Here is a 22527-nt window from a genome sequence, read left to right on the forward strand (position 1 = left end):
CTGTAGCGTGAAAGAGAATTACTTGCCAAGGGAGGACTCCGCGCCCATTTGGCCGGCTGCCGCAGTAGTAATCAGGATAGGGTAGCCGTCGGGCAGCAGCACGTCGCGCAGCTTGGTGTGGGTGCGGGGGCGTGCGAGCAGGCTGGCCCCAATCCGGCCGGCCACGCCGGTCACCGAGTTGGCGGCCGAGGCCGAGCGGTCAATGGCCGTGCTCAGCTCGCGGGTGGTTTGCAGCTGCAGGTCATTGCCGGCCAGCGCCGCATCCCTGGCCACCCGCTTTTCCGGGTCAATGGCAATGCCCGGCAGGTAGTTGAAGTCGTAGATGCTGGCCTCCACCCGGGTCGGCCCGAGGCGGCTGACCGTGAACTGCACGCTGTTGGGTCCCACGCTGGCCACGCCCGCGAATACCAGGTTTTTGGGGAAGGTCACGCCGCTCACCACCGCATCTTCCAGCAGGCGCAGCAGCACGACCGAGCCGGTGCGCACCTTCTGCTCGCCGTTGATGACGCCCTTAAAAAACACATCGGGCACGAGCTGCTCCCGCGGGCCTCCCTGGGCCATTAAGCGCGAGGAGTTGCCCACTTTGACGGTGTTAAAGCCATCCTGGGTGGGCCCCGGGCTCGGGGCATTCGCGTGGTCGGCCAGCAGCTGCGCCGTCCGCTGCGGGTCCCGGTACCGCTTGCCCGTCATGCGCTCGTAGGCCTCGCGGGTGGCGGGGGGCGAGTTGGCCAGCATCTGGTTAACGTCGGGGTCTGTTTCAAAAGGAGTGCCGTCGGTGTCCCGGGCCGGCAGTAGGCGTTTGCCCGAGCGTCCTCTCCGCCGGCGGTCGCCCCGTGTAGCATCATTACCAGCGTTCCCCGACGCGAGGCGATGGCGGGGCACCACCAGGGTTTGGGCGTGGTAGGAGCCGGTGGCGGGGTCCTGCAGCGTGGTTTCAATGGTGTCCACGTCGGCCGCTGCCCGCCGCGCCGCTTCCGCCCGCCGGGCGGCCGTGAGGGCCGCGGCCTGGGCCCGGCGGCGCTGGCGCAGGGCCCGGCCGGTGGTGTCCACGGCAAACACGTCGGCCACGTCGGCCTCGGTGGGCGCGGCCGGGGCCTGGTTGGCGTCCAGCTCCGCGCGGCGCTGGGCTTCCAGGTTGGCCGAGGGCGAGGCCGCCGGGGTGGGCGGGGCCGTTTCCACGGACCGAATTTCCGGCTCGATGTTGGCCGAGGCAGCGGCCACGGGCTCCTGCGCCTGCTGGGCGGCCTGCTGGGCCGATTTCAGCCACATAAACAGGCCCCCGACGATGAGCAAAACCAGCACGCCGGCGAAGGCCATCCAGTTGGTGCGCAGCAGTTCCGCCGGGGTGCGCTTTGGCGAAGCAGAGTGTGGCGTTTCGGAGTCCGGGCGGGTGGGCCGCTCGTCGGCGGCAGTGGGTGAGGTGAGGGGTTCCATAGGCTGGAGAAGTGGTTAGAGGAGCCTGGCATTAAATGGTCGTGGCGCGGTTGATGACCCGCGAGGGCACTGGCAGCACCAGCACCCGCGCGCCGTTCAGCTCCCGCAGGGTGACTTCCAGGTAGCCGTGCTCGGTGGCCGCGTACAAGGGGATGGCGTAGGTCAGGTAGCCCGTGGTGCGGCCGGCGATAATCTGGTTGGGTGCCCCACCCGAGGGGGCCAGCGGCCGGCGGGCCTCGTTTTTCTTGCGCGCCAGAAACTTATGCTGCGCGTTTTCCACCAGCTGGAAATCGGTGAAGTCGACGTTGTAGTCGATGTTGGTCTTGTTGATGACCTTGAAGCGCAGGTAGGTGAAATCCTTGTCGTTGCGCACGTTGGCCAATGAAAGCACCAGGTCGTTGTCAACTACGGCCACGGCCTGGTGCTCTTCCCTGGCTTTGCGCAGCTGACTGAGCTTGCCTTCGACCGCGGTTTTCTTGGCTTCCTCCTTGTCCAGCGCCAGCTCATTTTCCGGCGCTGCGCCAGCGGAGCTGGTGCCGGCTACCCCGAGCGATTCGTCCCGCTGAAAGTCGTAGAGCTGGAGCACCGGGCGGTTGACGAACACGAGCCGGCCCATCCAGTACCTGGAGCCGTAGCGAATCAGCAGGGGGGTCGGCGGTGCGTTTTTGCGCCGGGCGCGCACGAACACGGCATTGCCCTCGATTTTGACCAGGAAATTGTTGGCCATGCCCACGTCGACCAGCGATACCGGACCCCCGAACACGAGGTAAGTCGTGGAGCTATCGGATACGGCCACGTCCAGCAGGCTTTTGGTTGCCTGCACGGCCGACGAGGCCGGGCGCTGCACGCGGGCCGGCAGCGTGGTTTGCGCCGATACGGGCGCGGGAGTGAGCAACGTCAGGAAGTAAACCAGCAGGGCCGGCAGGGAGAAGTTACGCATGATGAGCAAGGGGTTTAGAAGGTTAGCTTGGCAGATTAGCGGGGCCGGGGAGTGGGTGAGGACGCTGGCGCGGGCGCTGCCGGGACTGATTGCGCGGGAGCGGTGAGGGGCGCCGGGCCGGGAGCTGCACCGGTTGCGCCGCGCTGCGCTTCCTGCAGGCGGCGCTGGCGGTCCACTTCCTGGGCGGCCAGGGCTTCGGCCTCTTCCCGCGACACGGCGGGGCTGTAGGGGATATAGTCGAAGTTGGTAATCAGCAGCCCGTAGGGGTTCTGGTCCGAGCGGTTCGTTTCTTCGAGGTTAAACCTGGCGGCCAGCGGCAGGGGCTCCTTCTGCTGGCCCCCGATGAAGATGCGCTGCTTGATGTAGACCTGGCCCGACCAGGGGCGGCGGCTCAGGTCCACGAGCACGCTATCCACCGTGACCACGTTGCGGGCGTCGTAGCGCTCGTAGTTCTGCAGCACCTGCCCGCGTGTGAAGCCCTCGTAGATGCGCCGGCCCCCGCGCCCCTCAATCAGGGGCAGGGCCGCGTCCAGATTGGCCTTGTAGGTGTACTGGTCGTGGCCGAACATGGTCTGCATGAAGTTGCGGACCAGGTTGCGGGCTTCGTAGGGCGTATGGGCATCGCCCGCGGCCGAGAGAGCGGCCACCGAGCCGGTTTGCGAAACGACGTACACGCGCCGGCCGCTGTTCTCGTAGGCGCGGTACACCAGCAGGCCCGAGCCAAGCGCGATGAGCAGCAGGGCGGCCAGGCTGCCCATGGCCAGGTTGCGCATGGTCGAGAAGGAAGTGCTTAAGTCTTGGGCGGAATCCATGGAAATAGGGAGGTGATAGGCTGGTTGTAAGGTCTGGGGAGGAAGGGTGAAGCATTCTTTCCCTACCGCCCAAAAGGCAGTGCCTACTGCCGGGGGAAAGGCAGGGCCAGGTGCCGCAGCTCGTTGGTGAAAGCGTCGCCCTTGTGGTTGTAAGGGTACACGATGAGGGCCGGCCGCTGCTGGCTGGTGCCCGCGTAGGCGTAGAGCGTCCCGTGTACGGTAACGGACTGCTGGGGCTTGATTTGAGAGGAGGTGAACCCGCTAGTATCGGGCAGGTAGCTGCTGGCCGCGGAGTAGATGCTGGCCACGGTATCTCGCCCGTTTGGCGTGTAAAGCGTCAGCACGGACATTTTCTGCTCATCGGGGCCTTGCGTAATGGGTTGCCAGCGGAGCACGGCCTCGTAGGATAGGCGGTAGCCCGGCACCACTGGTTTCGCCTGACGCAACGCGGTCCAGCTGGCCGGCTGCCGCACGGAAAGGGACTCTGCCTTCAGCACCTTGGCGGAGACCAGCTGCAGGTAGCTTTGCCCGTGCGCGGACGTGGGCAGCTGCAGTTCCACGGCTGGGCGAATGTCCACCCCGGCCAGGGAAGGCGAAGCAGCGGAAGCAGCAGATGCTGGCGGTGCGCCGGGCGAGTTCGCCTTCGTGGCAGTCGGCGCGGAGTTGCAGCCGGTGACCAACAGGAAGGCCAGGCAGCCGAGACCGGGTAGGTTTTTCATAAGTAAGGAAGTGGGAAGAAGTCGGAGGAAATCAGTAAGTCCAGATGCCCGAGGCGCGCTGCCGGTAGGAAGGATTCATGGCTTCCGACATGGTGATGGAGGGTAGGCCCGCCGAAGCAGAGCTGCCGGATGGTTCAGTTCCTCCCCCACTGCCTGCGCTGCTGCCGCCTGGGGCCAAACCACCGCCACTGCTGCTACCTCCACTGCCACTGCCGCCCCCGCCCATAGCGCGGCCAATGGCCCCGGAAACCCCGTGGCCCCGGCCGGCCATGCCGGCCTGCACCCCCGCGGCGGCCGAGGCCACGCCGGTCACCATGCCCACCATGGAACCGGCGAAGCCCTGCGCGGCCGAGGAGCCGATGAATAGCGAGGTGAGGTAGGGCACCATCACGTACATGAGGATGAAGGCTGCCGAGGTAATGGTGAACAGGTCGGCATCGCCGGCCGCGCCCCCGGTGGCCGCGCCGCTCATGCTGCTGGCGTAGAAGCTGTAAAGCGTGTCGAGCAGCACGAACGTGAGGCTCCACAGCTGCACAGCCAGGAAGTTCTGCAGCCACTTCAGGCCCAGCTGCCCGAAGGCCGGGATGACGGAGAGTGTCAGCGAGATGGGCCCGCAGATGTAGAGGAACCCCAGGATGAACTGCTGGAGAAACTTCATTATCTGCTGTACGACCAGCACCACGGCCCCGGTGAACAGGCGCGTGAGGATGCCCTGAATGGAAAAGGAGTCGAAGAAGCCCTTGATGTCGGCCAGCATGTCCGGGGCCTGCGTGACCACGTCGCCCTCGCTCACGGCGCCGGTGCCGGCCTGGCTGTTGACGGCGGCCCCGTGGAAGTCGTTGAGCGCGGCGGCCGCCGAGGGGTGCGAGGCCAGCACGCCGGTGAAGCCGGCGATGCCCGCGCTGAGCGTGTCGAGCAGGCTCTGGTAGAAAAAGAGCAGGAAGAAAATCCAGGTCGCCTTGATGATGGGCCCCCAGTCCATTGCCAGGCCGTTGCCGCTGATAAAGCCGCGCCCGATGGTGTAGAGCAGAGCAATGCCCATCAGGCTGGGCGTCAGAAAGCGGCAGGCGGTGAGCACGTCGGCCAGGGCCGCGTCGCAGGCGTCGAGAAAGTGCTGGTCCACCCCGTAGGCGACCATGAGCAGGCACTGGCTCATTGCACGGACACCCGGCGGGCCTGCTTATCTTCCACAAACTGGTCCACGGCGTAATCCAGCCGCTGCACTTTTACTTCGTCGTACAGGGGAGCCCCGTCCGGGCCCAGCAGGAAATTGCCGTTTTTGTCGGTGCGCGGCCGCCTGTTGGTCTGCTGGTAGAACCTGACCAGGTTGTTGAGGTGGTTGCGCTCCACGGGCCTGGAGGTGAGAATGGCATCCAGCTGCGGGGAGGCTTCCAGGGCGAAGACCTTGCCCTTGGCGCCCTGCTTGACGAAGAACTCCCGCAGCTGCTCGGTGGAGCGTACCGAGCGAATCAAATCCATCTCGTGCCCGGTCAGGCCGAGGGGGGCCTGCAGCTGGGCGAGCGAGTCGGGGTTGACGTGGCGCAGGATAATCTTGGTGGCTGAGTTGTTGATGATGGCCGGCCCGATTTTGCTGCTGGTTATCTCGGTGATGCCCTGCGTAATGATGGTCACCGAGCCGTTGGTTTTCCGAATGGTGCGGTACATCGACTCGATAAACTCCGAGAGCACGCCCGAGAGCATGGTCCAGGCCTCGTCCAGGGCGATGTACTTGACCGCGTCCGGAAATTTGCGGAACAGGTCCAGGCTCAGCTCGGTGATGAGCATGGCCACCACCGGGTAGAGGTCGGGGTCAGCCTGCACCTTGGCCAGGTCGAAGCAGATAAGCCGGTATTCCGACAAGTCCACGTCACGCCGCGCGTTGAGCACCCGCTCGTAGCGGCCGCCGGTGATGTACTGACCCAGCACCAGGAAGAACTGGTGCATGTCGATGTACTTGAGATTCTTCTGGTACTGGCGCCGCGCGCCGTCCAGCGGGTCGGCCTCCAGCCCTTCGCCAGCCGGGGTTACCGGCTTCTGCATTTCGTGGTCAAACTGCTCGACGAACTTATAAAAGCTTTCCATTCCGGGAAACTCCTCGTCCTTCTGGCCCAGCCGGTCGCTCTCGTTCAGGCCGGCGTAGTACTCAATCAAAAAGCGGCTTAGGATGGTCCGCTCCGACTTGTCCAGGCCCGTGTCCTTGCCGCCCTTCCAGAGGGCGGTGAGCAGGGCCAGGTGGAAATTGGTTTTCTCATCGTTGTAAAGCCACTTGCCCGAAGCATCCCGGGGCACCAGGAAGGGGTTGAAGGCAATGGGCCGGGTGGGGTCGTACTCGAAGTAGGTGTGGTCGAAGTCCTCGCCGTTGAGCGACTGCAGCACGTTGCGGTAAGTGCCGCCCACGTCCATGATAATCTGGCGGGCGCCCTTCTCGAAGCGTTGCACAATCAGGTTGCCGAAGGTGTAGCTCTTGCCCGAGCCGGAGGGACCCACAACGATGGCGTTCTGGTTGTCCAGGGCGGTGTTGAACAGGTTTACCTGCACCAGGTTGCGGAAGCGGTCGGTGAGGTACTCGCCCACCGGGTCGGTTTTGTAGGTGGCCGTCCAGTGCAGGTAGCACGCGGCCCGGTCGGCGGTGCTCGTCAGCCAGCGGTCGGGCACCTGCCAGGCGTTGCCGGGCAGCAGGCCGAAGAACACGGGCAGCGCCAGGTAGCTTTCCACCACGCTTTCCGTGCCGAACATGTAGCGAAAAGCCCCGGTGGCCTTTTCCACGTTCTCGCGCCGGCTGGTGTCGTTGGTGTCCCAGAGAACGCACGAGAGGTGCAGCCCCACGATTTGCTTGTTCTCAGCCCGCACTTCGGCGGTGAAGGCTTCGACTTCGGCCGCCCGCAGCTCGTTGTCCTGAGTAGCCAGAAAGGAGAGCGAAGCGTTCAGCTTGCGGTCCGTGTCGAGGGCGCTGACGGCGGCCCGGGTATCCTGCACCAGCAGGGCCTGCGTCAGGATGTGCGGGCACTGCAAAATGTGGGTCAGGGGGTAGAGCATGGGCGCCGTTACTCCGTAGCTGTTCTTCACGGCCGGGTAGGCGTCGCTGCCCTGACCCACCATTGAGAGCACATTCACCTGGTGCTCGCCGACGCTGAGCGTGCCCAGGGCATTGCCAAACTCGCGCTCCTGCCGGGTGGGCTGCCCGTCGAAATTGAGGTTGAAGTACTGCAGGTAGAGCTGGTGAATCTGGCGGCTGTCCAGTCGCTCGAAGGCGACGCCGCCCAGGTTCTTTATGCCCTGCACGAACTCCACGGCGGCCGCCTCGGCCACTTCCAGCGTGTGCACGAGCTGGGCAAACGGGTTCTTAAGCACGGCCTCGCCGGCCCGGGTCACCAGGGCATTCACGGCGTTGGTCTTGGGCGACTTGACGGCCACCGGCGCGAACGAGAGGAACAGGTAGGACTTCTGAAACAGCACCAGCCGCTCCAGAAAGTGCTTGTTCATCTTGTGCTCGAAGTAGGTCTGCTGGGTTTTGTCCTCGCGGTAGGGCCGGTCGTAGTAGACATCGGTTTTCTGCACGATGGTGCCCACCGGCAAGGGGCGCAGCACGCCCACCAGCGCCGTTTGGAAGGCGTCGTAGTCGTCGCTGGTCCAGCTCTCCATTTCGGCGGGCTCAATCAGGAAGCCCACGCCCACGCGGCCATCCTTGAAAATGACTTTGTCGGCCTCGAAGCTGTGCACGGGCATCACGGCGCTGAAGGCGGCGGTTTTAGGCTTTTTGGTCATGGGCAGCGGGGGAAGACGGAAAAGACAGGGAGGGCAGCGGCCCCACGGCCAGGCGGCGGGGCTGCAGGAAGGTGTAGGACAGCCAGGCCACCAGGAAGCCCGGCGCCTGCTTTTTGCTGAGCTGACGCAGGCCGAGCAGCAGCGCGAGCTGCGCGCCCACGACGAGCAGGTACACGAGGCGGGGGATTTTGACCGCCATGCCCAGGAATCCGAGCAGCAGCACGGAGCCGATGAACAGGCCGACCAGCAAACCCAGGTCCTGCAGGTTGATACCCAGGACCTGGGCCGGTCGCTCTATGCTTTTGTAGGTGCGCATGGGAGGAGCGGACCTTATTTCACGCCCCCGGCGCCCCCGCCGACCGCGCCCACCAAATCGTCTTTGAAGAGCTGGAAGCCAAACCAGAGAATGACCCCGCCCACGAGCCAGCCCAGGGAGCCCAGCGCATCGGGGCTGCCCTGCACGAACTTCATCACCACCCGAATCAGGCCGATGATGAGGATGATGGCGAAGATGACCTGCACGATGCCCACGACCGTTTCCTGCACGGTGCTCAGCGCGGCCGCCGCGGCGCCCCCTCCACTGCCGGCCGCCAGGGCCGGGGTGGGGCCGGCGGCCAACGCCGTCAGCACGGCGGCGGCGCGCATTTCCGCGGGGGAGGGTTGGTAGCTGCGGCCGGCTAGGGCCAGGGTCTGGAGGTGAGTGGTGGCGGTGGCCAGGCGGCTCCGGCCGTGCGACAGCAAATGGAATAGCATAAAGTAGGAACTGGATGAAAGAAGGGCGCTTATCTCCCCGAAAGCAGGTGAGTTATCGGATGTATCAGGCGCCACCGGCGGGCACGCCGGTGGCGCCGGGAAAAAGGCCGTTCAGCGCTGCGCGCTGCGCGGCGGAGCCGGCGGCCATGCGGGCGCGCCGCTGCTGGCGCAGGGCTATCTCCGCCGCCCGGTTGGCCTGGTCGTTGGCCGTGGGCGCCGGCGCGGTGAGCGGGTTGTGGAAGAGGGCGGCCGCAATGGGCTCGTCGGCGTCATCTGGCACTTCGGGGGCGGGCTCAGCCACCTCCTCGTTGGGGAGCGGGGCCGGCGCTGGCACCTGGTCCAGGGCATCGAGCAGGGAGCCTACTGCCCCGGCCGTGTGCCGGATGGAAGCTGGCTGGGGAGTTGCTGCTGCGGCTGCTTGCGCCGGGGATAGCAGCTCCGCATTGGCCTTTTCAATCCAGGCTGTCTGTTCGGCTTGCTGCCCGGCGGATGAGGCAGTCGGCGCTATTTCCACTGCTTCTTCCCCATCCAGCAGCCGGCCGATGGCTGTGCCGGGGGCCCCTGGCGGCTGAGCCGCTTTAACCGGGCCGTAATGAAAGACGCGTAGGGAGTGATGATTGCGGGTGGCGACGGCCGCTGGCTCGGCCGTTGCGGTGCGGCCCGCTCCTTTAAAGCGCCACCACAGCAGCCCACTCAACGCCACCACGGCGGCCACAACCAGGAAGAGTAACCCAAAGCGCATACCGCCCCATACGGGAAGGTCGAAAATTATGTTAGCAAAAAGTTAGTAAAAACTTAAATACATCTTGGTCGTATGAGGTGCAGACCAGCGAGGCAGCGGCTTCGGTAGAGTAGACTGGTAGTGAGGACTTGGCGGAAGATTTGCGTTTTTCCTCGATGGCGGTGCGGCTTGTAAGCCCGGTATGCGTCCTTTGGGGAAGTTATCTGCTATTTTATCCTCACTGCCCTCCGCCGTCCGCCACTTCGCATGGTACCATCCGATCCCGTTTCCCCCTCACTGGGGTTTCCTGATTTAAGCTTGTCCGCGCCCTACGGCGAGTGCCTGCGCTACGTCCAGTACCGCCTCAAGGCCATCGCCCAAGGTGATTTAACCCCTTTTTGCACCCAGCATGGCCTGACCTACACCAACGTCGTGAACCTGAAAAACGGCAAGCTCAAGCGTGACGAGCCCCGGCTGGTGCAGCGCGTGCTACGGGCGTTGGGCGTGCCCACCGACATGGTGCGCATCGACATCGGCAGCGGCGCCAACCAGTACGTGTTCGGCAGCGCCGGGCAGCTGGCGCAGTTTCGCGAGCAGCTGGCTTTCCTGGATGCCGCCGCCCAGCGGGCCGGCACGCCTCCTACTACCTAATACCCGGATAGCCATCCGGCGGGCCCGGTCGGGTACTGCAGGAGACGGAGCTGTCCGGCTCCTCTCCCCCAGCCTACCTTATGAATGCACCCCGGGAAAACGACCCCACCGAGCTTGACCGCTTCAAGCGAGATATTGATTTGGTTGACTACGCCCAGCGCCAGGGCTACGAAATCAGGAAGGAAAGCCGCCGCGGCGACTGGCACCACCTGGTCCGGGACGACGAGCACGTCATCATTACCCGCAAGGGCGACCACCAGGTGTACCTGAATACCGGCGACGACCGCGATGCGGGCTCCATCATCGACTTTGCCAAGACTAGAGGCGGCGACGGCCAGGGCCTCAGCCTGGGCCAGGTGCGCCAGCAGCTGCGCGAGTACCTCGACGGCGCGCCGGCCCCCGCCCGCCTGTATGCGACTCAGTACGCCAGCCCACCCGACCCGGTGCGGCTGAGCAGCCTGCCTGCGGGCGACCCCGAGCAGGTAAAGCAAGCCGAAGAAGCGCGCAAAACCCGGCTGATTTCCGAGGTGCTGGGCGTGAAAAAGGAGCTGACCGACCGCAGCTACCTGCACGGACGCGGCATCACCGACGCCACGCTCGACAGCCCGGCGTTTCAGGGGCGCATCTTTACCGCGCAGCAGAACGACCATAAGAACACGGCTTTTCCCCTCTACAATGAGCAGGGTCTGGCCAGTGTCGAGCAGAAGAACGCGCACTACAAAAGCCTGCTGCCGCTGCCCAAAAACGGCATCTGGGTGTCCCACCCTACTGACGGCAGGGACACGCCGGTGGAGCGCGTGGTGGTGAGTGAGTCGGCCATTGACTCGTTGTCCCACTTTCAGCTCAGGCACGGGCAGGACGCCAAAAACACGCTTTATATTGCCACCAGCGGTACGCCCACCGAGGCGCAGGTGGCCCTGATTCAGCGGGTGATTGATAAGCAGGCGCCCCAGGAAGTGGTGCTGGCCAACGACCTCGACGCCGGGGGCCGGCAGTTCAACATCAACTACCTCAACGAGCTGCAGCCGGCCCGGCCCTTCGTGCCGGTCGGTGAGCAGGCAGCCTACAAGGAAGCTACCCGCCCCGTGGAGTGGCACGCCACGTCCGACAAGTACCACGTGAGTTTGAAAGTGAGCTTCCAGCACGATACTGCCGAGCAGGGGGCGCAGCAGGTGCAGCAGCTCAGCGAGCGGGTGGCCCGCATGAACAGCACCCAGGAAAACGGCCCCGCCTTAGCGGTAGAAGTGCAGCGCAGCACCGACCGCGCCACCATCGTGCGCCTGACGGTGGCCCGCGCCGATACCGCCCAGCTCGAAGTCATTGCGCAGGAACTGTACCGCCAGCGCGAGCAGCTGCGCCCCGAGCCAGAGCGCCAGCAGCAAAGCTTTCTGCGCGTGGACTACCCGCTGGCCAAGGACTTCAACCGGGAGTTGGACTACACCCGCCAGGGCCTCAGCGCCGAGCAAATCCGGGCCGCGGCCCAGCGCGAGGAGCAGCAGCGCGAGTCGGAGCGCCAGCAGCGCCTGGCCGATGCCCAGCGCCAGCAGCGGGAGCTCCGGGAGCAGGAGCGACAGCAGGCGCAGGCCCAGCATGAGGCCAGCCCCGATGCCCGGCGCCAGGAAGATGACCGGCAGGTCACCCAGGGCGTGGTGGGTGCGGCCGTGGCCGACTCGGAAGCCCGTCCGTTCCGCTCCTACCAGACGGAGCAGGAGGCGGCCGAGCACACCGCGCAGTTTGTGCACGCCCGGGATGCCGGGTTAGTGCTGTTGAAAGAGTACATCAATGACAACCCCCCTCCCACCGGCCGCAAGGTCGATGAGGCCGAGCTAGCCGACCTGCGCGACCGGGCCAGCTATGCCACCGGGCAGGCTGGTGCCGCTGCGAAGAAAACGGCCACGTGGAAGATTGACGAGGTAGCCCCGAATACCACCGGCCGGGCCGAGGCGTGGAAAGAGGTGCTCGATAAATCCGGGTATTCCCTGCAAACCAGCGAAATCCGCAGCACCGTGGATGAGCAGGGTATCCGGCGCGCTGAGTTCGACATGACCTACCGCAACGACCAGCCCGACATTGCCCTTATCCACGTCCTGGTGACCAACACGAATGCGCGGGCCGAGGCGGGACTGGAGAAGTTTGCCGGCGTGCGCGTCGCCGAGTCCGAAGCCGACCACGCCACGCGTCAGGTAGCCGCGGAAGCTGCCCCCATTCAGCCGCACAACCGCGACCGCAGCCTGGCTAGCGTCGCCAAGCCAGCGGCTGAGGGCCAGCCCGAGCGTCAGCCTGCCGCCGCTGTTGCGCCCGGTCCTGAAGCGCAACCGGCCTCACCAGCTACTGAGCAGCCCCGGCCGCGTCACCTGGCGGCTCCCGCGCCCATCTATCTGAACACGGTGCCCATGTCGGATGGGACGATTAACAGCCGCGACACCAGCAGCCAGGCGGCCCATTACAGCCTGTACCAGATTCAGGTTGATGCGCAAAATCCAAACAAGGCTGTGTTGCTGCCCGCGCCCGGGGCCGAACCCCAGCTGATGAGTGGCTACCATCAGGTACTGCGGCCGGCCTACGACCTGACCAGTCAACCCAAAGCCGGCGATGCCTACGTGGCCGTGGTGATTCCGACGCAGCTCGAACGGACGGCCGAGGGCTGGAAAATCACCGCGCGGGGGCAGGCCGGGTTCAGCCCTACCCTCGCCGCCGAGCGCAGTAGCCCCGAAGCCGTTTTAGCAGCGCCGGGCGCCGAGAAGCAGGTCCTTATCAAAGTAGACGAAATGGCGCCAGCGCCCGGGGCGCGGGGGCAGGCTGAAGCCGTAAAGGACGCTCTCACCAACAGCGGGGCCAGAGCCGGCTCCGTACAGAGCACCACCGACGAGCAGGGCATTCGCCACTCTGAAATGGAGGTGTCGTACCGCACCGACCAGCCCGATATTGCCCGCGTCAGCCAGACCCTCGATGCCCTAGCCGGGCAGCGCGGCACCCAGGTCACGGAGCACGGCAGCGACCGGGCCGAGCGGCACGAAGCGGCCGGCCATAGTCCGGAGGCCAGGCAACCCGCTCAGCAGCTGGAGCGGTAAGGTGGCCGGGCATTGGGTCATTCCGCCACTTGCCTACTTGCTCTGGCTAGGGGCGCAGCGTATTGGCAGGTGCTTAGCGCGGGTCCGGGCTGCGACCCGAATGCACAGGTTGCCTGGCGCTTACAAATCGGTTTCCATGGCGGGAAGTCCGGTAACCCGGGCAACCCCAAGGGTTGCCTAAGTGACTGGGGAGCGGCTACCTGCTGGGGCGGCCGTTTTTTATCCCTGGAGGCAGCCCCTTATTGGGCGGCTCAGGGCCCTGGTCGGCAGAAGGGTTCGGGAGATTTTAGAATTTGCGCCCCCGGCGTTTGCTGGCAGGCGCTGGGGCTGGCGTGAACACCGGTGGCGCGGGAAGTGGCGGACCGTACTGCGTGCGCAGGTAGTCTTTAATGCCATAGTCCCGCAACTCCATCATCATTCCATAGGTGAGCTTGCCCTCAAAGAGTGCCTGGTCCTGCAGGTAGGCCAGGTGCTGGTTGTAGATGCCGGATTTGAGATGCACCGTGATGCATACCTTCTCCTCCTCGTACTCGTGTTCAATACTATCCACGTAATAGCGTCCGCTACCGGTGACGCCGGCCAGAAACGGCAGGTAGATGGTGTCGCCCACGCGCGGCGTAACGGCCAACCGGCACTGAAAAGTCCGGTAGTCGCGGAAGCCGGGCGCGCAAAACAAGTGCACTACCTGCGTGAACTGCAGCACGTCGGGATTCTCCTCGATGGCCGTCAGGAAGTCCCAGTAGAGCGTATCCGGCAGCTTGCGCAGCTTCCCGGCAGTGAGGCCCAGCTTTTCCTGCAGCACTTTGCTGGCGGGAAACGGCCAACTCATGGTCTGGAGTTCGTCGATGAGCGCGTCATATTCCTTGCCCTGCCCCCGAAGCCTGGCCAGCCCCGGGCGGGCTGAAGTAAGGTCCGAGAGCATATCGCGGACCCGTAGCGGGTCCTTGGGACGTTCCTGATAGCGTTTGCCCATAGCAGTGGTGGATGAAAGACTGGTTTTCACACCTAAAATAGCCGTTGGTGCCTGCTGTGCAGTTCAGAAAAAGACAGCGCCTACCCTACCAGGAGCAAATCTTCCAGCCGGGTGGTGTACTGCGGCGTGCGCCACTGTGCCTGACCTTCCCAGGGTGCGCGCACTTGGCCCGGTGGCAGCACCAGCGAGGCTAGCTTCACGGTGCCCTTGCCAAAGCGGCGATTCAGCGCATCGAGCTCGGCCATGAGCTTGGCCCGCTTTTCGGAAACCGGCTTGGCTTCAAACAGCGTAAGCTGGGTTTGCCCCTCCGGCTCCAAGCCATCGAGTATGACGCCCGCTTTGGTGTAGTGGTTGCCTGGCTGCCAGAGGCGTTTGAGCGCCGCCCGGGCAAACCGCACCAGCTCCATGGTGTCGTTGGTGGCCACCGGCAGCGTCAGCACGGCGGAGACAGAGTAGGGTGGTGCTTCCAGCCCGTAGCGGCTTTTGCTCAGAAAAACGGTGAGCAGATGAGCCGCGTCGCCCTGCCGGCGCAGCTTCTCGGCGGCCCGCGAGGCAAACGCGCTGACGGCGCCCGTCACATCCGGAAAGTCCGTCAGGGGCTGCCCGAAGGTGCGCGAGCAGCACAGGCTGCGCCGGGCGAGCGTGCCGTCTTCGCTCGGGGCCAGGCCCTGGCAGGGGAAGCCCTGCAGCTCCCGCACCAGGCGGGCGCCCACTACCCCGCCCAGGTGCTTGCGGGCGAAAGCCGCAGAGCAGCCCGCCAGCCCGGCCGCGGTGGTGATGCCGGCGGCGTAAAGCTTCTGGGCGTACTGCCGGCCGATGCCCCACACGTCTTCCACCGCCACCTGCTCCAGGGCCCAGCGCCGGCGCTCGGCCGTGTCGAGGTAGCACACCCCACCCATAGCAGGACTTTTCTTGGCCAGCCGATTGGCCAGCTTGGCCAGCGTTTTGGTGGGCGCAATGCCCACGCAGGTAGGAATGCCGGTGCGGGCCAGCACGTTGGCGCGCACGCTGCGGGCAAAGGTGTCGAGGCTGTCCACCACGAAAGGCTCCAGGCCGTGCAGGTCGAGAAAAGCCTCGTCGATGGAGTACACTTCCACCGCTGGCGCCACCTGGCTCAAGTACCACATCACCCGGCGCGACATGTCGCCATACAGCGCGTAGTTGCTGGAGAATACGGCCACGTTGTGCTGCTCCAGTAGGGGCTTGACCTGAAAGTACGGGTCGCCCATCTGTAGGCCCAGGGCCTTGGCTTCGGCCGAGCGGGATATCAAACACCCGTCATTATTGCTCAAAATAACTACGGGCCGGCCGTCGAGTCGAGGCTGAAAAACCCGCTCGCAGGATACGTAGAAATTGTTGGCGTCGACTAAGGCATACATGGCTAGTCGCGGGTGCGCAGCAGCGTCGCCAGTTTGCCGGGAATCAGCTCGTGCAGCACGTGGGTGACCACTCCCCAAATCTTCACGTCGCCGGCGTCGTGGATTTCCCAGGGCTGGTAGGCGGGATTCTCCGGCTTGAGCCACCAGGTGCCGTGCTCGCAGACCAGGCGCTTGACCGTGCACTCACCCTCGACCACGGCCACGACGATGTGGTTATGGTCAGCCTCCATCTGCTTGTCCACGGCCAGCAGGTCGCCCTCGTGAATCTCGGCATTTTTCATGCTCTCCCCGCTCACCCGCACCAGGTAGGTCGCGTCGGGATGCCGCAGCAGCAGGCGGTTGAGGTCGAAGAGTTCATCGGTGTAATCCGAGGCCGGCGATGGGAAGCCGGCGGATACCGAGCAGCTGAAGAGCGGGAGTAAAAAAGGCGTCTGGGAGTCCTGGACGGGGATTAATTCGACGTTACGCATGGGTAGTACAGAGTGGGCAGGTCCACAATAATACGTGCTACTACTAAAATTAGTAGCAAAAAAACTAAAATTAATAGTTAATGAGGAAGCTGCAACGGGCCTGAGGGGCTGGTCATGCCCGTCGCTAACCCGCCAGTCCCCGCGCTTTAAAAGGAGCTTTTCAACTCCTCAGCCCGAATGCTAACCAGTTAACAGGCGTGCTTATGTCGAGCCAATCAGCAAAGGGGCAGTGGGGAAAGAAGGCTGAATAAAAAGAGCAAAAAGATATAAAAAATAGAGCAAAAAGTAAACTACGGGACTGTTATTCTCGTTTAACAGGTATAGCAAACGCCCACACAAACAGCGCTTTATTATGAAAAAGACCCGCAAGCCCGCCACCCGCCAAGCCGCCGCTGCTTCCACGCCCCGCCCCGATGTGTACCAGCTGGTAACCGACCGAATTGTGACCGCCCTGGAAGGCGGCGTGATTCCGTGGCGCAAGCCGTGGAGCGCGGTATATGGCTTGCCCCGCAACTATGCGACTGGTGCTGCTTACTCAGGCATCAACGCCTTCCTGCTGCACTTCAGCGGGGCACTGCCTTTTTTCCTGACCTTCAAGCAGGCGCTGGCCCTGGGCGGCAACGTGCGCAAGGGCGCCAAGGGCCACCCAGTAGTATACTACAATGTGTCGGTGCGCGAGAACGAGCAAACCGGCAAGGAGGAAAAGCTGCCCTTCCTGAAGTATTATACCGTGTTTTCGGTGGAGGATATTGAAGGCATCCAGTTCAACCTGCCCGCCGTAGAGCGCCACGCGCACACGCCCATCGAGGCAGCCGAAGCCATTGTACGCAACTGGGAAGGACGCCCCGCCATTGCGCACCTGCACCAGCGCGCCTATTATTCCCCGGCGCTGGACCTGGTCAACATGCCTGAGCGGGAAACCTTCACCACGGGCGAAGGCTACTACGCAACCCTGTTTCACGAGCTGACCCACAGCACCGGCCACGCCTCCCGGCTCGACCGCCCGGACCTGACCGCGGGCGAAGGCAAGCTTTCGGCCAGCTACGCCCGCGAAGAGCTGACGGCGGAGATGGGCGCCTCGTTTCTGTGCGCCGCGGCCGGCCTTGACACTGAGCATACCGAAGAAAATGCCGTGGCCTACCTCCAGACGTGGCTGGAGCGGCTCAAAAACGATAAGAAGCTGGTATTGCAGGCCGCCAGCAAGGCCCAGCGCGCCGCCAAGCTGATTCTGGGGGTAGCCGAGGAAGGCGAGCCGGCGGTGCCGGTCCCCGCTCCCACCCCCGTGCTGGAACTGGTACCCGAGTTGGATGAGGTCGGCCGGCAGTATGCCGCCGCGGAGCTCAGCTGGCTGGCCGCGGCCTGATGGTGGAAGCGGGCCGCAGGTTTCCACCGCGGCCCGCTTGCCCGCCTTTTCCATTTCTCACCCCACCGCCCCAGTATGAATGCCGCCGAAGCCCCCGTTTTTGGGGATGCCGATTGGAATCAGTACCGCGCCCGCGTCGCCGCGGCCCTCACCGACGTGGAAGCCGACATGCAGCAGCGCGGCTACGGGTTGAGCAGGGAAGGCCTCACGCTGGAAGTGGCCGGGCGCCTGTCGCTGGGCGTGGCCACGCGGGAGGACTTTCAGGTGCTCGAGGCCCTGGTGAAGGCGCTGCGACCCCTTGCCCGCGAAGCCGTGCGCGCCACCCGCGAAGACCACGGCGGGCAGTTCGCGCTGCTGTTGCTCTGAATCCTGTTGCCCCTCTTATCCCCCAGCTATGAATCAGCATTCACAAGCAGGCCCGCCACTGGAGCTGTTCCCGCCTCAGCAGGCCTGTTTGGCCCTTAGGCAACAACCCGCCACCGCGGCAGAAAAACACTGACTTGAAGCCTACGCCGGTAGGTACTGGCCCACACCCACACGGCCGATTTGCGCGGGCTGGCGGGGGTAGGGAAGAACCTACTTACATTAGGGCCTTTATTCTGTGCCTTTTTTGCCTTTTTTGTGATGCCGAAAGCGCCCGCTCCGACCGTTGCCTTCACCGAGCCCTTGACCAGCCCGCCCCGGGTGCACCACCCGGCCACGCTGGCGGAGTTGCTGGAAGTCGCCGGCACCCGCAAGCGCCTCGTGGAGGCCTGGGGCGTGTCGGCCCGCACCTACGACACGCGCAAGCGCAGCCCGGGCACCTGCACCATCGGCGAGTTGCAGCAGTTGGCGCGGGTGCTGCACGTGTCGGAGGAGGAGCTGTTTGCCGTTGTGCGGGCCGAGGCTAGCCATTCAGAAAGTACTTCCCCGGCGTAACGCAGGTCACATATTCATACTGGCGGTGCATTCGAAGGTGCGCCGCGCTACTCGTGCTGGGCCTGGCCGGCGCTTGAGCGAAGAAGTCCGGCTTTAGTGGCCACTTCCGGCTGCTTGCGCGGCCCCGACTGGAAGCAGGGCTTGCCAGCCAGGGGTTACCGCGCGGCCTCAAAGGCCCCGGCCAGCATTTCCTGCTCGGTCCGCGACAGCTTATAGCGGCTGGCTACCTCCGGCCACTGCCGCACGGCGGCGACCACCTGCGTGAGCACGGCCTCGGCCTGCGCGGCCGACAGGCGAAAGTAAGGCGCTACCTGCCGGGCCAGGTTGAGGTCCAGGGCATTATCGGTTTGGGAGATGTTGAGCTTAAGGCCCTGCCCGTAGCGGATAGGATTCAGGTCAAACGCGGGCGAGAGGCGCCAGCCCTGGGGCGTGAGCAGAAAGCCGTGGTTGCGCAGGTGGTCGTCGGTGTTGGAGATGCAGATATTGAACACGATGCGCCGCCAGAGCTCCGTCAGGTCCCCGGCCACGTGGGTGCCCTGCTGCACGAGCAGGCCCACTAGGTCCAGGTAGCTAGCGCCGTCCTGGTGGTCGGTGCCATCCTGGTAGCCCAGCAGGGTCATGGCCGAGGCAAAGTGCCGCCGCTCGCCGGTGGCCGTGCGGTCAAAGCGCTGGGAGAGGTAGGTGTGGTGGCGGCTGTTGAAGCGCTGGGCGCGGCCGCCGGCCACCTGCAGGCCAGCGGCCTGCGCCAACTCGTTCACCACCGCTTCCCAGGCGCCCACGTCGTGCTCGTCCTGGCCGCTGGGAAACTTGGCAATCCAGAGCTGGCCGTGCTCGTCCACCACGCTGGCCTTAGGCCGCGCCCCGCCCAGCGAGGAGCCGGGCGCGACCAGCATAAACAGCCACTTGAAATAGTCCGGGTCCTGGGGCGCATCCACCCGCTCCAGCTGCAGGCTGGCGTGTTCCAGCTCCCGCAGCGACGTCCACGGCGGGGCCGCCATGGCCCGGTTGTCGTTGAGGAAGGGGCCCTGCGGGTCGGTTTTAAAGCGCAAACCGCCCATGCGGTGGCCGTCAAAGACACCTAGCAGGTAATCCGATTCGAGCAGCGGCCGCTCGCGGCGCGCTTCCTGCCGGGCCAGGGCCGCCTCGCGCCGGCGCATGAGCAGCCGCCCCCAGCGGTCGGGCGAGGAGTCCAGGAACAGGCCGAAGTTGGACTGGTCTTCGGGCAGGTATTGAGGTCCGGTAAACAGCTGCAGCGCTGGGTCCAGCGTCTGGGCCTGCGGCAGGGCCAGCCACTGCGCCTCGTAGGTGAAGGAAAACACTTCCTTGCCCCGCACCGGCACGGCCGAGAGGGTACCCATTAGCAGTGGTCCGGCGGGCAGCCCCTGCCAGTCGGCGTACACGTACAGCTGGCGGCGTTCAACGGTCTTGGCCATGGGACTACCCGGCAGCCGATTGTTTGGGCGCCCGGGCGCTGACCGTCAGCGCGGCGTCCTGCAGCTTCCGGCCCAGGGTATCGTCGGCCGCCAGCTCCAGTATGGTCTTTTCCAGGCCCAGCACGAACAGTACCTGCAGGTACCCGCCCATGCTCACCGTGGCACTCCCCTGCTCAATGGCGTGCAGGGTGTTGCGGCTGATGGCGGCGCGCTCCGCCACGCGCGCCGCGCTGAGCTTGCGGCGCAGGCGGGCCAGGCGGATATTCTCGCCGGTTTGCGTCAGCAGCAGCTGCAGGCGGGGAAGTAGGACGACGGGGTCTTTCGGCATAATGCGCAATATAAAGAGCAATTATACGGAATTATGGTCAATTTATTGCACATTATACTTTCTGGCCATCAAGTGGCTCCCGGCTTGGAGATGCTGAGCCAAGCAGGTAAAGTTGGCCTTGGTTAAAAATTAAACTTAATAAATTAATTTTCAATTTGCAATTTGCAAACCTAAATCAACAGCTGCTCATGCGCCATCACAACGGAATGCGGCCCCAGGATGTCGTCATCCTTTTTAAGATTATGCTGCTGGAAGATGCTATCTGGTTCAGTAAGGATTTGGCCCGCTCTTTATTTCTGAGCCCGACCGAAATATCCTTTGGGATAAAGCGGTGCCAGTACGCGCGTCTCCTGGATAGCACCGGGCACCTGGTAGCTCGCCGCACGTTCACCGAATTTGTCCTGTATGGCCTGCCGGTGGTGTTTCCTACCCAGCCGGGGGCCCAGGTCCGGGGCCTGCCCACGGCCCACAGCGCGCCTCCCTTGCACGCGCAGATTAGGGGAGAACAAGCCTACGTCTGGCCCGATGCGGAAGGCGACGAGTGGGGGGCGGCCATTACCCCGCTCTATCCCAAGGTGCCGCAGGCCGCCCGGGAAGATGCCCAGCTCTATGAGTTGCTGGCCCTTGCGGATGCGGTGCGGGTAGGCCGCCCGCGCGAGCGGCGGCTGGCAGGGGAGTTGCTAAGCGAGCTTACCCGCCTGAAGCAGGTCTAATCAGGTTAATCTGGCGGCCCTGCCAGCCGTGGCCCGCGCCCTGGGAACTCTGGTGAGCCGGGTGGTTTTCGTCGGCGGTAGTACGGCCGGCCTGACTACTACGGTTCCGAAAGCGCCCGAGTCCCGCTTTACGAATGACGTGGACTGCCTCATTGAAGTGGTACCCCGCATAGCCTACTATGCCCTGGAGGAAGAGTTGCGCGCGCTAGGCTTTGTCAACGACCAGACGGCGAAATCATCTGCCGCTGGCGGGTGGGCGGCCTGGTGGTGGACGTAATGCCCCTAAATGAGGACAACATTCTGGGCTTCCCAAATCCGTGGTACCCGGAAGGCTTTGCGCGGGCCGTCCCCTATACTCTGCCCGATGAAACAGTTATCCGGATTATGCCCGCCGTGTACTTGGCCTTCTTATAGCAGCGAGGGGATAAAATTACTGTAAGCAGTTTTGGGGTTTGCTGCCATAAGAGGGCCTTATACTTCGCACCTGCTATTGACTTGCTACTTAACCTGGTTCCGCCGGGCTTCCCTAACCACCGCTACCACGGGTAGTCACCGCTGACGCTTGGCCGAGCGGGCGGGTATCTGGCAAGGTAGCTACGTAACGGCCCCCATTTAGTAATTTACGCCATAGGCTAATTGTTGCCCGCTCCTCCCGGCCCACCCAGCTGATTTTTCCACTATGCCTACGCTGTTTTGCCCTCCGGGCCGCTGGTTGGCGCTGCTTATGCTCGCGCTGGTAGCTCAACCGGCCCTGGCCCACCCCATGCCCAGCTCGGTGGTGCTTCTCACGGTGCACGCCCACCGCATCGAGGCAGCCGTGCAGGTTCCGCTCGGCGAGCTGCAGCCGGCCTTTGGTCAGGCCGTGGGCGACTCCGCGACTCAGCTGGTGCCACGGCTGGGCCCCGAACTGCGCGCCTCGCCTACCTGACGCAGCATATCAAGCTGCAGAGCCCGACGGACGCTATTGGGCCGTGACGGTGGGTATACTGGGCATGCATGAAACCCAGAATCCGCTTACTGGTCCTTACCGGGAGCTGACGGCGCAAGTGACCTTGTACCCCCGGCCGGAACCGACGTACGGCAGTTTCTGCTGCGCTACGATGCCGTGCTCCATCAGGTCGTGACGCACAAGATTCTGGTGGCCGTGCACCAGGATTGGGTTACCGGACGGGTAGCCGCCGATGCCGAGCCGGCCCAGGTGGGCGTTATTGCACTCGACATTCGCAATAATGTCATTCCGCCCCTGCCCGCGAACCTGGCCACGGGCAGCGTCTGGACGGGTTTTCGGGCGATGGTGCAGCTCGGTATCGGCACATTACCGAAGGCACCGACCACTTGTTGTTTTTACTGGTGCTGCTGCCGGCCCCACTGCTGCCGGCCCCGCTGCTGGCGGCCGGGCGGCGCTGGGGAGGCTTCGGCGGGGTGCGCTACGGCCTGCACCACTTGCTGCTGATTGTCACCGCGTTCACGCTGGGCCATTCCTTGACCTTGCTGCTCGGTGCGCTGGGCAGGGTGCGGCTGCCGAGCCAACCGGTCGAAATCCTGATTGCGGTGTCCATCCTGGTGTCGGCCGCGAACGCGTGGCGGCCGTTGTTTCCGGGCCGCGAGGCGTGGGTGGCCGGCGGCTTCGGGCTGGTGCACGGGCTGACCTTTGCCAGCACCCTCGCGGGCCTGCACCTGGAGGCCGGCCCGCTGGCCCTGAGCTTGCTGGGCTTCAACCTGGGTATCGAGCTGATGCAACTCTTCGTCATCTTTCTCACGCTGCCGTGGTTGCTGCTGCTAGCTCGCACACCAGCCTACCCCCGGGTGCGAGTGGGGGGAGCCATCTTGGCCGCCCTGGCCGCCACTGGCTGGGTAGTGGAGCGTATAAGTGGCCAAGCCAACGAGCTGGGGCAGACCGCCGCACAAGTTGCCACCTACGCGCCCTACGGGCTGGGGCTGCTGGCGGCCCTGGCGCTACTGCTCACTTGGCAGCAGCGCCCGCCAAGGCCGCTCCCCGGCGCCTAATAACGCACGAAGAACTTAACTAATTTGGCAGGTGAGAGGCAGTACCAGCGCGGAAACTGTAAAAGCGAAAGGCCGTG

General features: G+C 64.5%; 24 protein-coding genes. 10 read left to right on the top strand and 14 right to left on the bottom strand.

Annotated features, from left to right (window positions below):
* Positions 1 to 18: 18 nt before the first annotated feature.
* From traM to J4D99_RS19070, 9 genes are all read right to left on the bottom strand, one after another.
* Entirely contained in the window at positions 19 to 1434 is a 1416-nt protein-coding gene (gene traM / locus J4D99_RS19030; protein WP_208133332.1) for a conjugative transposon protein TraM, read from the bottom strand.
* Positions 1435 to 1465: 31 nt separating this feature from the next.
* A complete protein-coding gene (locus J4D99_RS19035) occupies positions 1466 to 2374 on the bottom strand; it encodes a DUF4138 domain-containing protein (protein ID WP_208133333.1) in 909 nt (302 codons plus the stop codon).
* A gap of 35 nt (positions 2375 to 2409) precedes the next feature.
* Positions 2410 to 3186: a conjugal transfer protein TraK gene (locus J4D99_RS19040; RefSeq protein ID WP_208133334.1), complete on the bottom strand. Its 777-nt coding sequence runs from the start codon at positions 3184 to 3186 to the stop codon at positions 2410 to 2412.
* An 83-nt stretch (positions 3187 to 3269) separates the two neighbouring features.
* The gene (locus tag J4D99_RS19045; protein ID WP_208133335.1) at positions 3270 to 3905 is read right to left on the bottom strand and encodes a hypothetical protein; all 636 of its coding nucleotides are present in this window, start codon (positions 3903 to 3905) and stop codon (positions 3270 to 3272) included.
* 31 nt (positions 3906 to 3936) lie between these two features.
* Positions 3937 to 5043 (bottom strand): hypothetical protein, encoded by a 1107-nt coding sequence (locus J4D99_RS19050; protein ID WP_208133336.1) that lies wholly within the window; start codon positions 5041 to 5043, stop codon positions 3937 to 3939.
* 14 nt (positions 5044 to 5057) lie between these two features.
* On the bottom strand, positions 5058 to 7670 hold the full coding sequence (locus J4D99_RS19055; protein ID WP_208133337.1) for a VirB4 family type IV secretion system protein: 2613 nt from the start codon (positions 7668 to 7670) through the stop codon (positions 5058 to 5060).
* Positions 7654 to 7986, bottom strand: coding sequence for a hypothetical protein (locus J4D99_RS19060; RefSeq protein ID WP_208133338.1), 333 nt, complete (start codon positions 7984 to 7986; stop codon positions 7654 to 7656). The genes J4D99_RS19055 and J4D99_RS19060 overlap by 17 nt, the downstream gene beginning before the upstream one ends.
* 14 nt (positions 7987 to 8000) lie before the next feature.
* Positions 8001 to 8423, bottom strand: coding sequence for a hypothetical protein (locus J4D99_RS19065; RefSeq protein ID WP_208133339.1), 423 nt, complete (start codon positions 8421 to 8423; stop codon positions 8001 to 8003).
* Between the two features lie 64 nt (positions 8424 to 8487).
* Positions 8488 to 9165 carry a hypothetical protein gene (locus J4D99_RS19070; RefSeq protein ID WP_208133340.1) on the bottom strand — a complete coding sequence of 226 codons (678 nt, stop codon included), beginning with the start codon at positions 9163 to 9165 and terminating at the stop codon, positions 8488 to 8490.
* 297 nt (positions 9166 to 9462) lie between these two features.
* Here J4D99_RS19070 and J4D99_RS19075 point away from each other — a divergent pair, with 297 nt between their 5' ends.
* Both J4D99_RS19075 and J4D99_RS19080 read left to right on the top strand, forming a co-directional pair.
* On the top strand, positions 9463 to 9795 hold the full coding sequence (locus J4D99_RS19075) for a hypothetical protein (RefSeq protein WP_208133341.1): 333 nt from the start codon (positions 9463 to 9465) through the stop codon (positions 9793 to 9795).
* A gap of 80 nt (positions 9796 to 9875) precedes the next feature.
* Positions 9876 to 12866 carry a toprim domain-containing protein gene (locus tag J4D99_RS19080; RefSeq protein WP_208133342.1) on the top strand — a complete coding sequence of 997 codons (2991 nt, stop codon included), beginning with the start codon at positions 9876 to 9878 and terminating at the stop codon, positions 12864 to 12866.
* 286 nt (positions 12867 to 13152) lie between these two features.
* On the opposite strand, the gene J4D99_RS19085 is transcribed toward J4D99_RS19080, so the two are convergent.
* The 3 genes from J4D99_RS19085 to J4D99_RS19095 form a co-directional block, all read right to left on the bottom strand.
* Positions 13153 to 13839, bottom strand: coding sequence for a hypothetical protein (locus tag J4D99_RS19085; RefSeq protein ID WP_208133343.1), 687 nt, complete (start codon positions 13837 to 13839; stop codon positions 13153 to 13155).
* 80 nt (positions 13840 to 13919) lie between these two features.
* The gene (locus tag J4D99_RS19090) at positions 13920 to 15218 is read right to left on the bottom strand and encodes a Y-family DNA polymerase (protein WP_208133344.1); all 1299 of its coding nucleotides are present in this window, start codon (positions 15216 to 15218) and stop codon (positions 13920 to 13922) included.
* Between the two features lie 2 nt (positions 15219 to 15220).
* Positions 15221 to 15688, bottom strand: a complete 468-nt coding sequence (locus J4D99_RS19095) for a LexA family protein (RefSeq protein ID WP_208133345.1) — start codon at positions 15686 to 15688, stop codon at positions 15221 to 15223.
* Between the two features lie 352 nt (positions 15689 to 16040).
* Here J4D99_RS19095 and J4D99_RS19100 point away from each other — a divergent pair, with 352 nt between their 5' ends.
* From J4D99_RS19100 to J4D99_RS19110, 3 genes are all read left to right on the top strand, one after another.
* Positions 16041 to 17051, top strand: a complete 1011-nt coding sequence (locus J4D99_RS19100) for an ArdC family protein (RefSeq protein ID WP_208133346.1) — start codon at positions 16041 to 16043, stop codon at positions 17049 to 17051.
* Positions 17052 to 17126: 75 nt separating this feature from the next.
* The gene (locus J4D99_RS19105; protein WP_208133347.1) at positions 17127 to 17417 is read left to right on the top strand and encodes a hypothetical protein; all 291 of its coding nucleotides are present in this window, start codon (positions 17127 to 17129) and stop codon (positions 17415 to 17417) included.
* A 258-nt stretch (positions 17418 to 17675) separates the two neighbouring features.
* A complete protein-coding gene (locus J4D99_RS19110; protein WP_208133348.1) occupies positions 17676 to 17969 on the top strand; it encodes a hypothetical protein in 294 nt (97 codons plus the stop codon).
* A 155-nt stretch (positions 17970 to 18124) separates the two neighbouring features.
* Here J4D99_RS19110 and J4D99_RS19115 read toward each other — a convergent pair whose 3' ends face one another.
* Both J4D99_RS19115 and J4D99_RS19120 read right to left on the bottom strand, forming a co-directional pair.
* Entirely contained in the window at positions 18125 to 19402 is a 1278-nt protein-coding gene (locus tag J4D99_RS19115) for a type II toxin-antitoxin system HipA family toxin (protein WP_236018747.1), read from the bottom strand.
* A 4-nt stretch (positions 19403 to 19406) separates the two neighbouring features.
* Positions 19407 to 19730 (bottom strand): helix-turn-helix transcriptional regulator, encoded by a 324-nt coding sequence (locus tag J4D99_RS19120; RefSeq protein ID WP_208133349.1) that lies wholly within the window; start codon positions 19728 to 19730, stop codon positions 19407 to 19409.
* A 188-nt stretch (positions 19731 to 19918) separates the two neighbouring features.
* Here J4D99_RS19120 and J4D99_RS19125 point away from each other — a divergent pair, with 188 nt between their 5' ends.
* The 5 genes from J4D99_RS19125 (at position 19919) to J4D99_RS21895 (ending at position 22450) form a co-directional block, all read left to right on the top strand.
* A complete protein-coding gene (locus tag J4D99_RS19125; protein WP_236018748.1) occupies positions 19919 to 20443 on the top strand; it encodes a hypothetical protein in 525 nt (174 codons plus the stop codon).
* Positions 20444 to 20471: 28 nt separating this feature from the next.
* Entirely contained in the window at positions 20472 to 20720 is a 249-nt protein-coding gene (locus tag J4D99_RS19130) for a hypothetical protein (protein WP_208133350.1), read from the top strand.
* Positions 20720 to 20857: a hypothetical protein gene (locus tag J4D99_RS19135; protein WP_208133351.1), complete on the top strand. Its 138-nt coding sequence runs from the start codon at positions 20720 to 20722 to the stop codon at positions 20855 to 20857. The genes J4D99_RS19130 and J4D99_RS19135 overlap by 1 nt, the downstream gene beginning before the upstream one ends.
* A gap of 265 nt (positions 20858 to 21122) precedes the next feature.
* A complete protein-coding gene (locus tag J4D99_RS21890) occupies positions 21123 to 21371 on the top strand; it encodes a hypothetical protein (RefSeq protein WP_236018749.1) in 249 nt (82 codons plus the stop codon).
* A gap of 407 nt (positions 21372 to 21778) precedes the next feature.
* A complete protein-coding gene (locus J4D99_RS21895) occupies positions 21779 to 22450 on the top strand; it encodes a HupE/UreJ family protein (protein ID WP_236018750.1) in 672 nt (223 codons plus the stop codon).
* Positions 22451 to 22527: the final 77 nt, after the last annotated feature.

This window comes from Hymenobacter sp. BT559 (assembly GCF_017571525.1).
Classification (GTDB): Bacteria; Bacteroidota; Bacteroidia; order Cytophagales; family Hymenobacteraceae; genus Hymenobacter; species Hymenobacter ginsengisoli.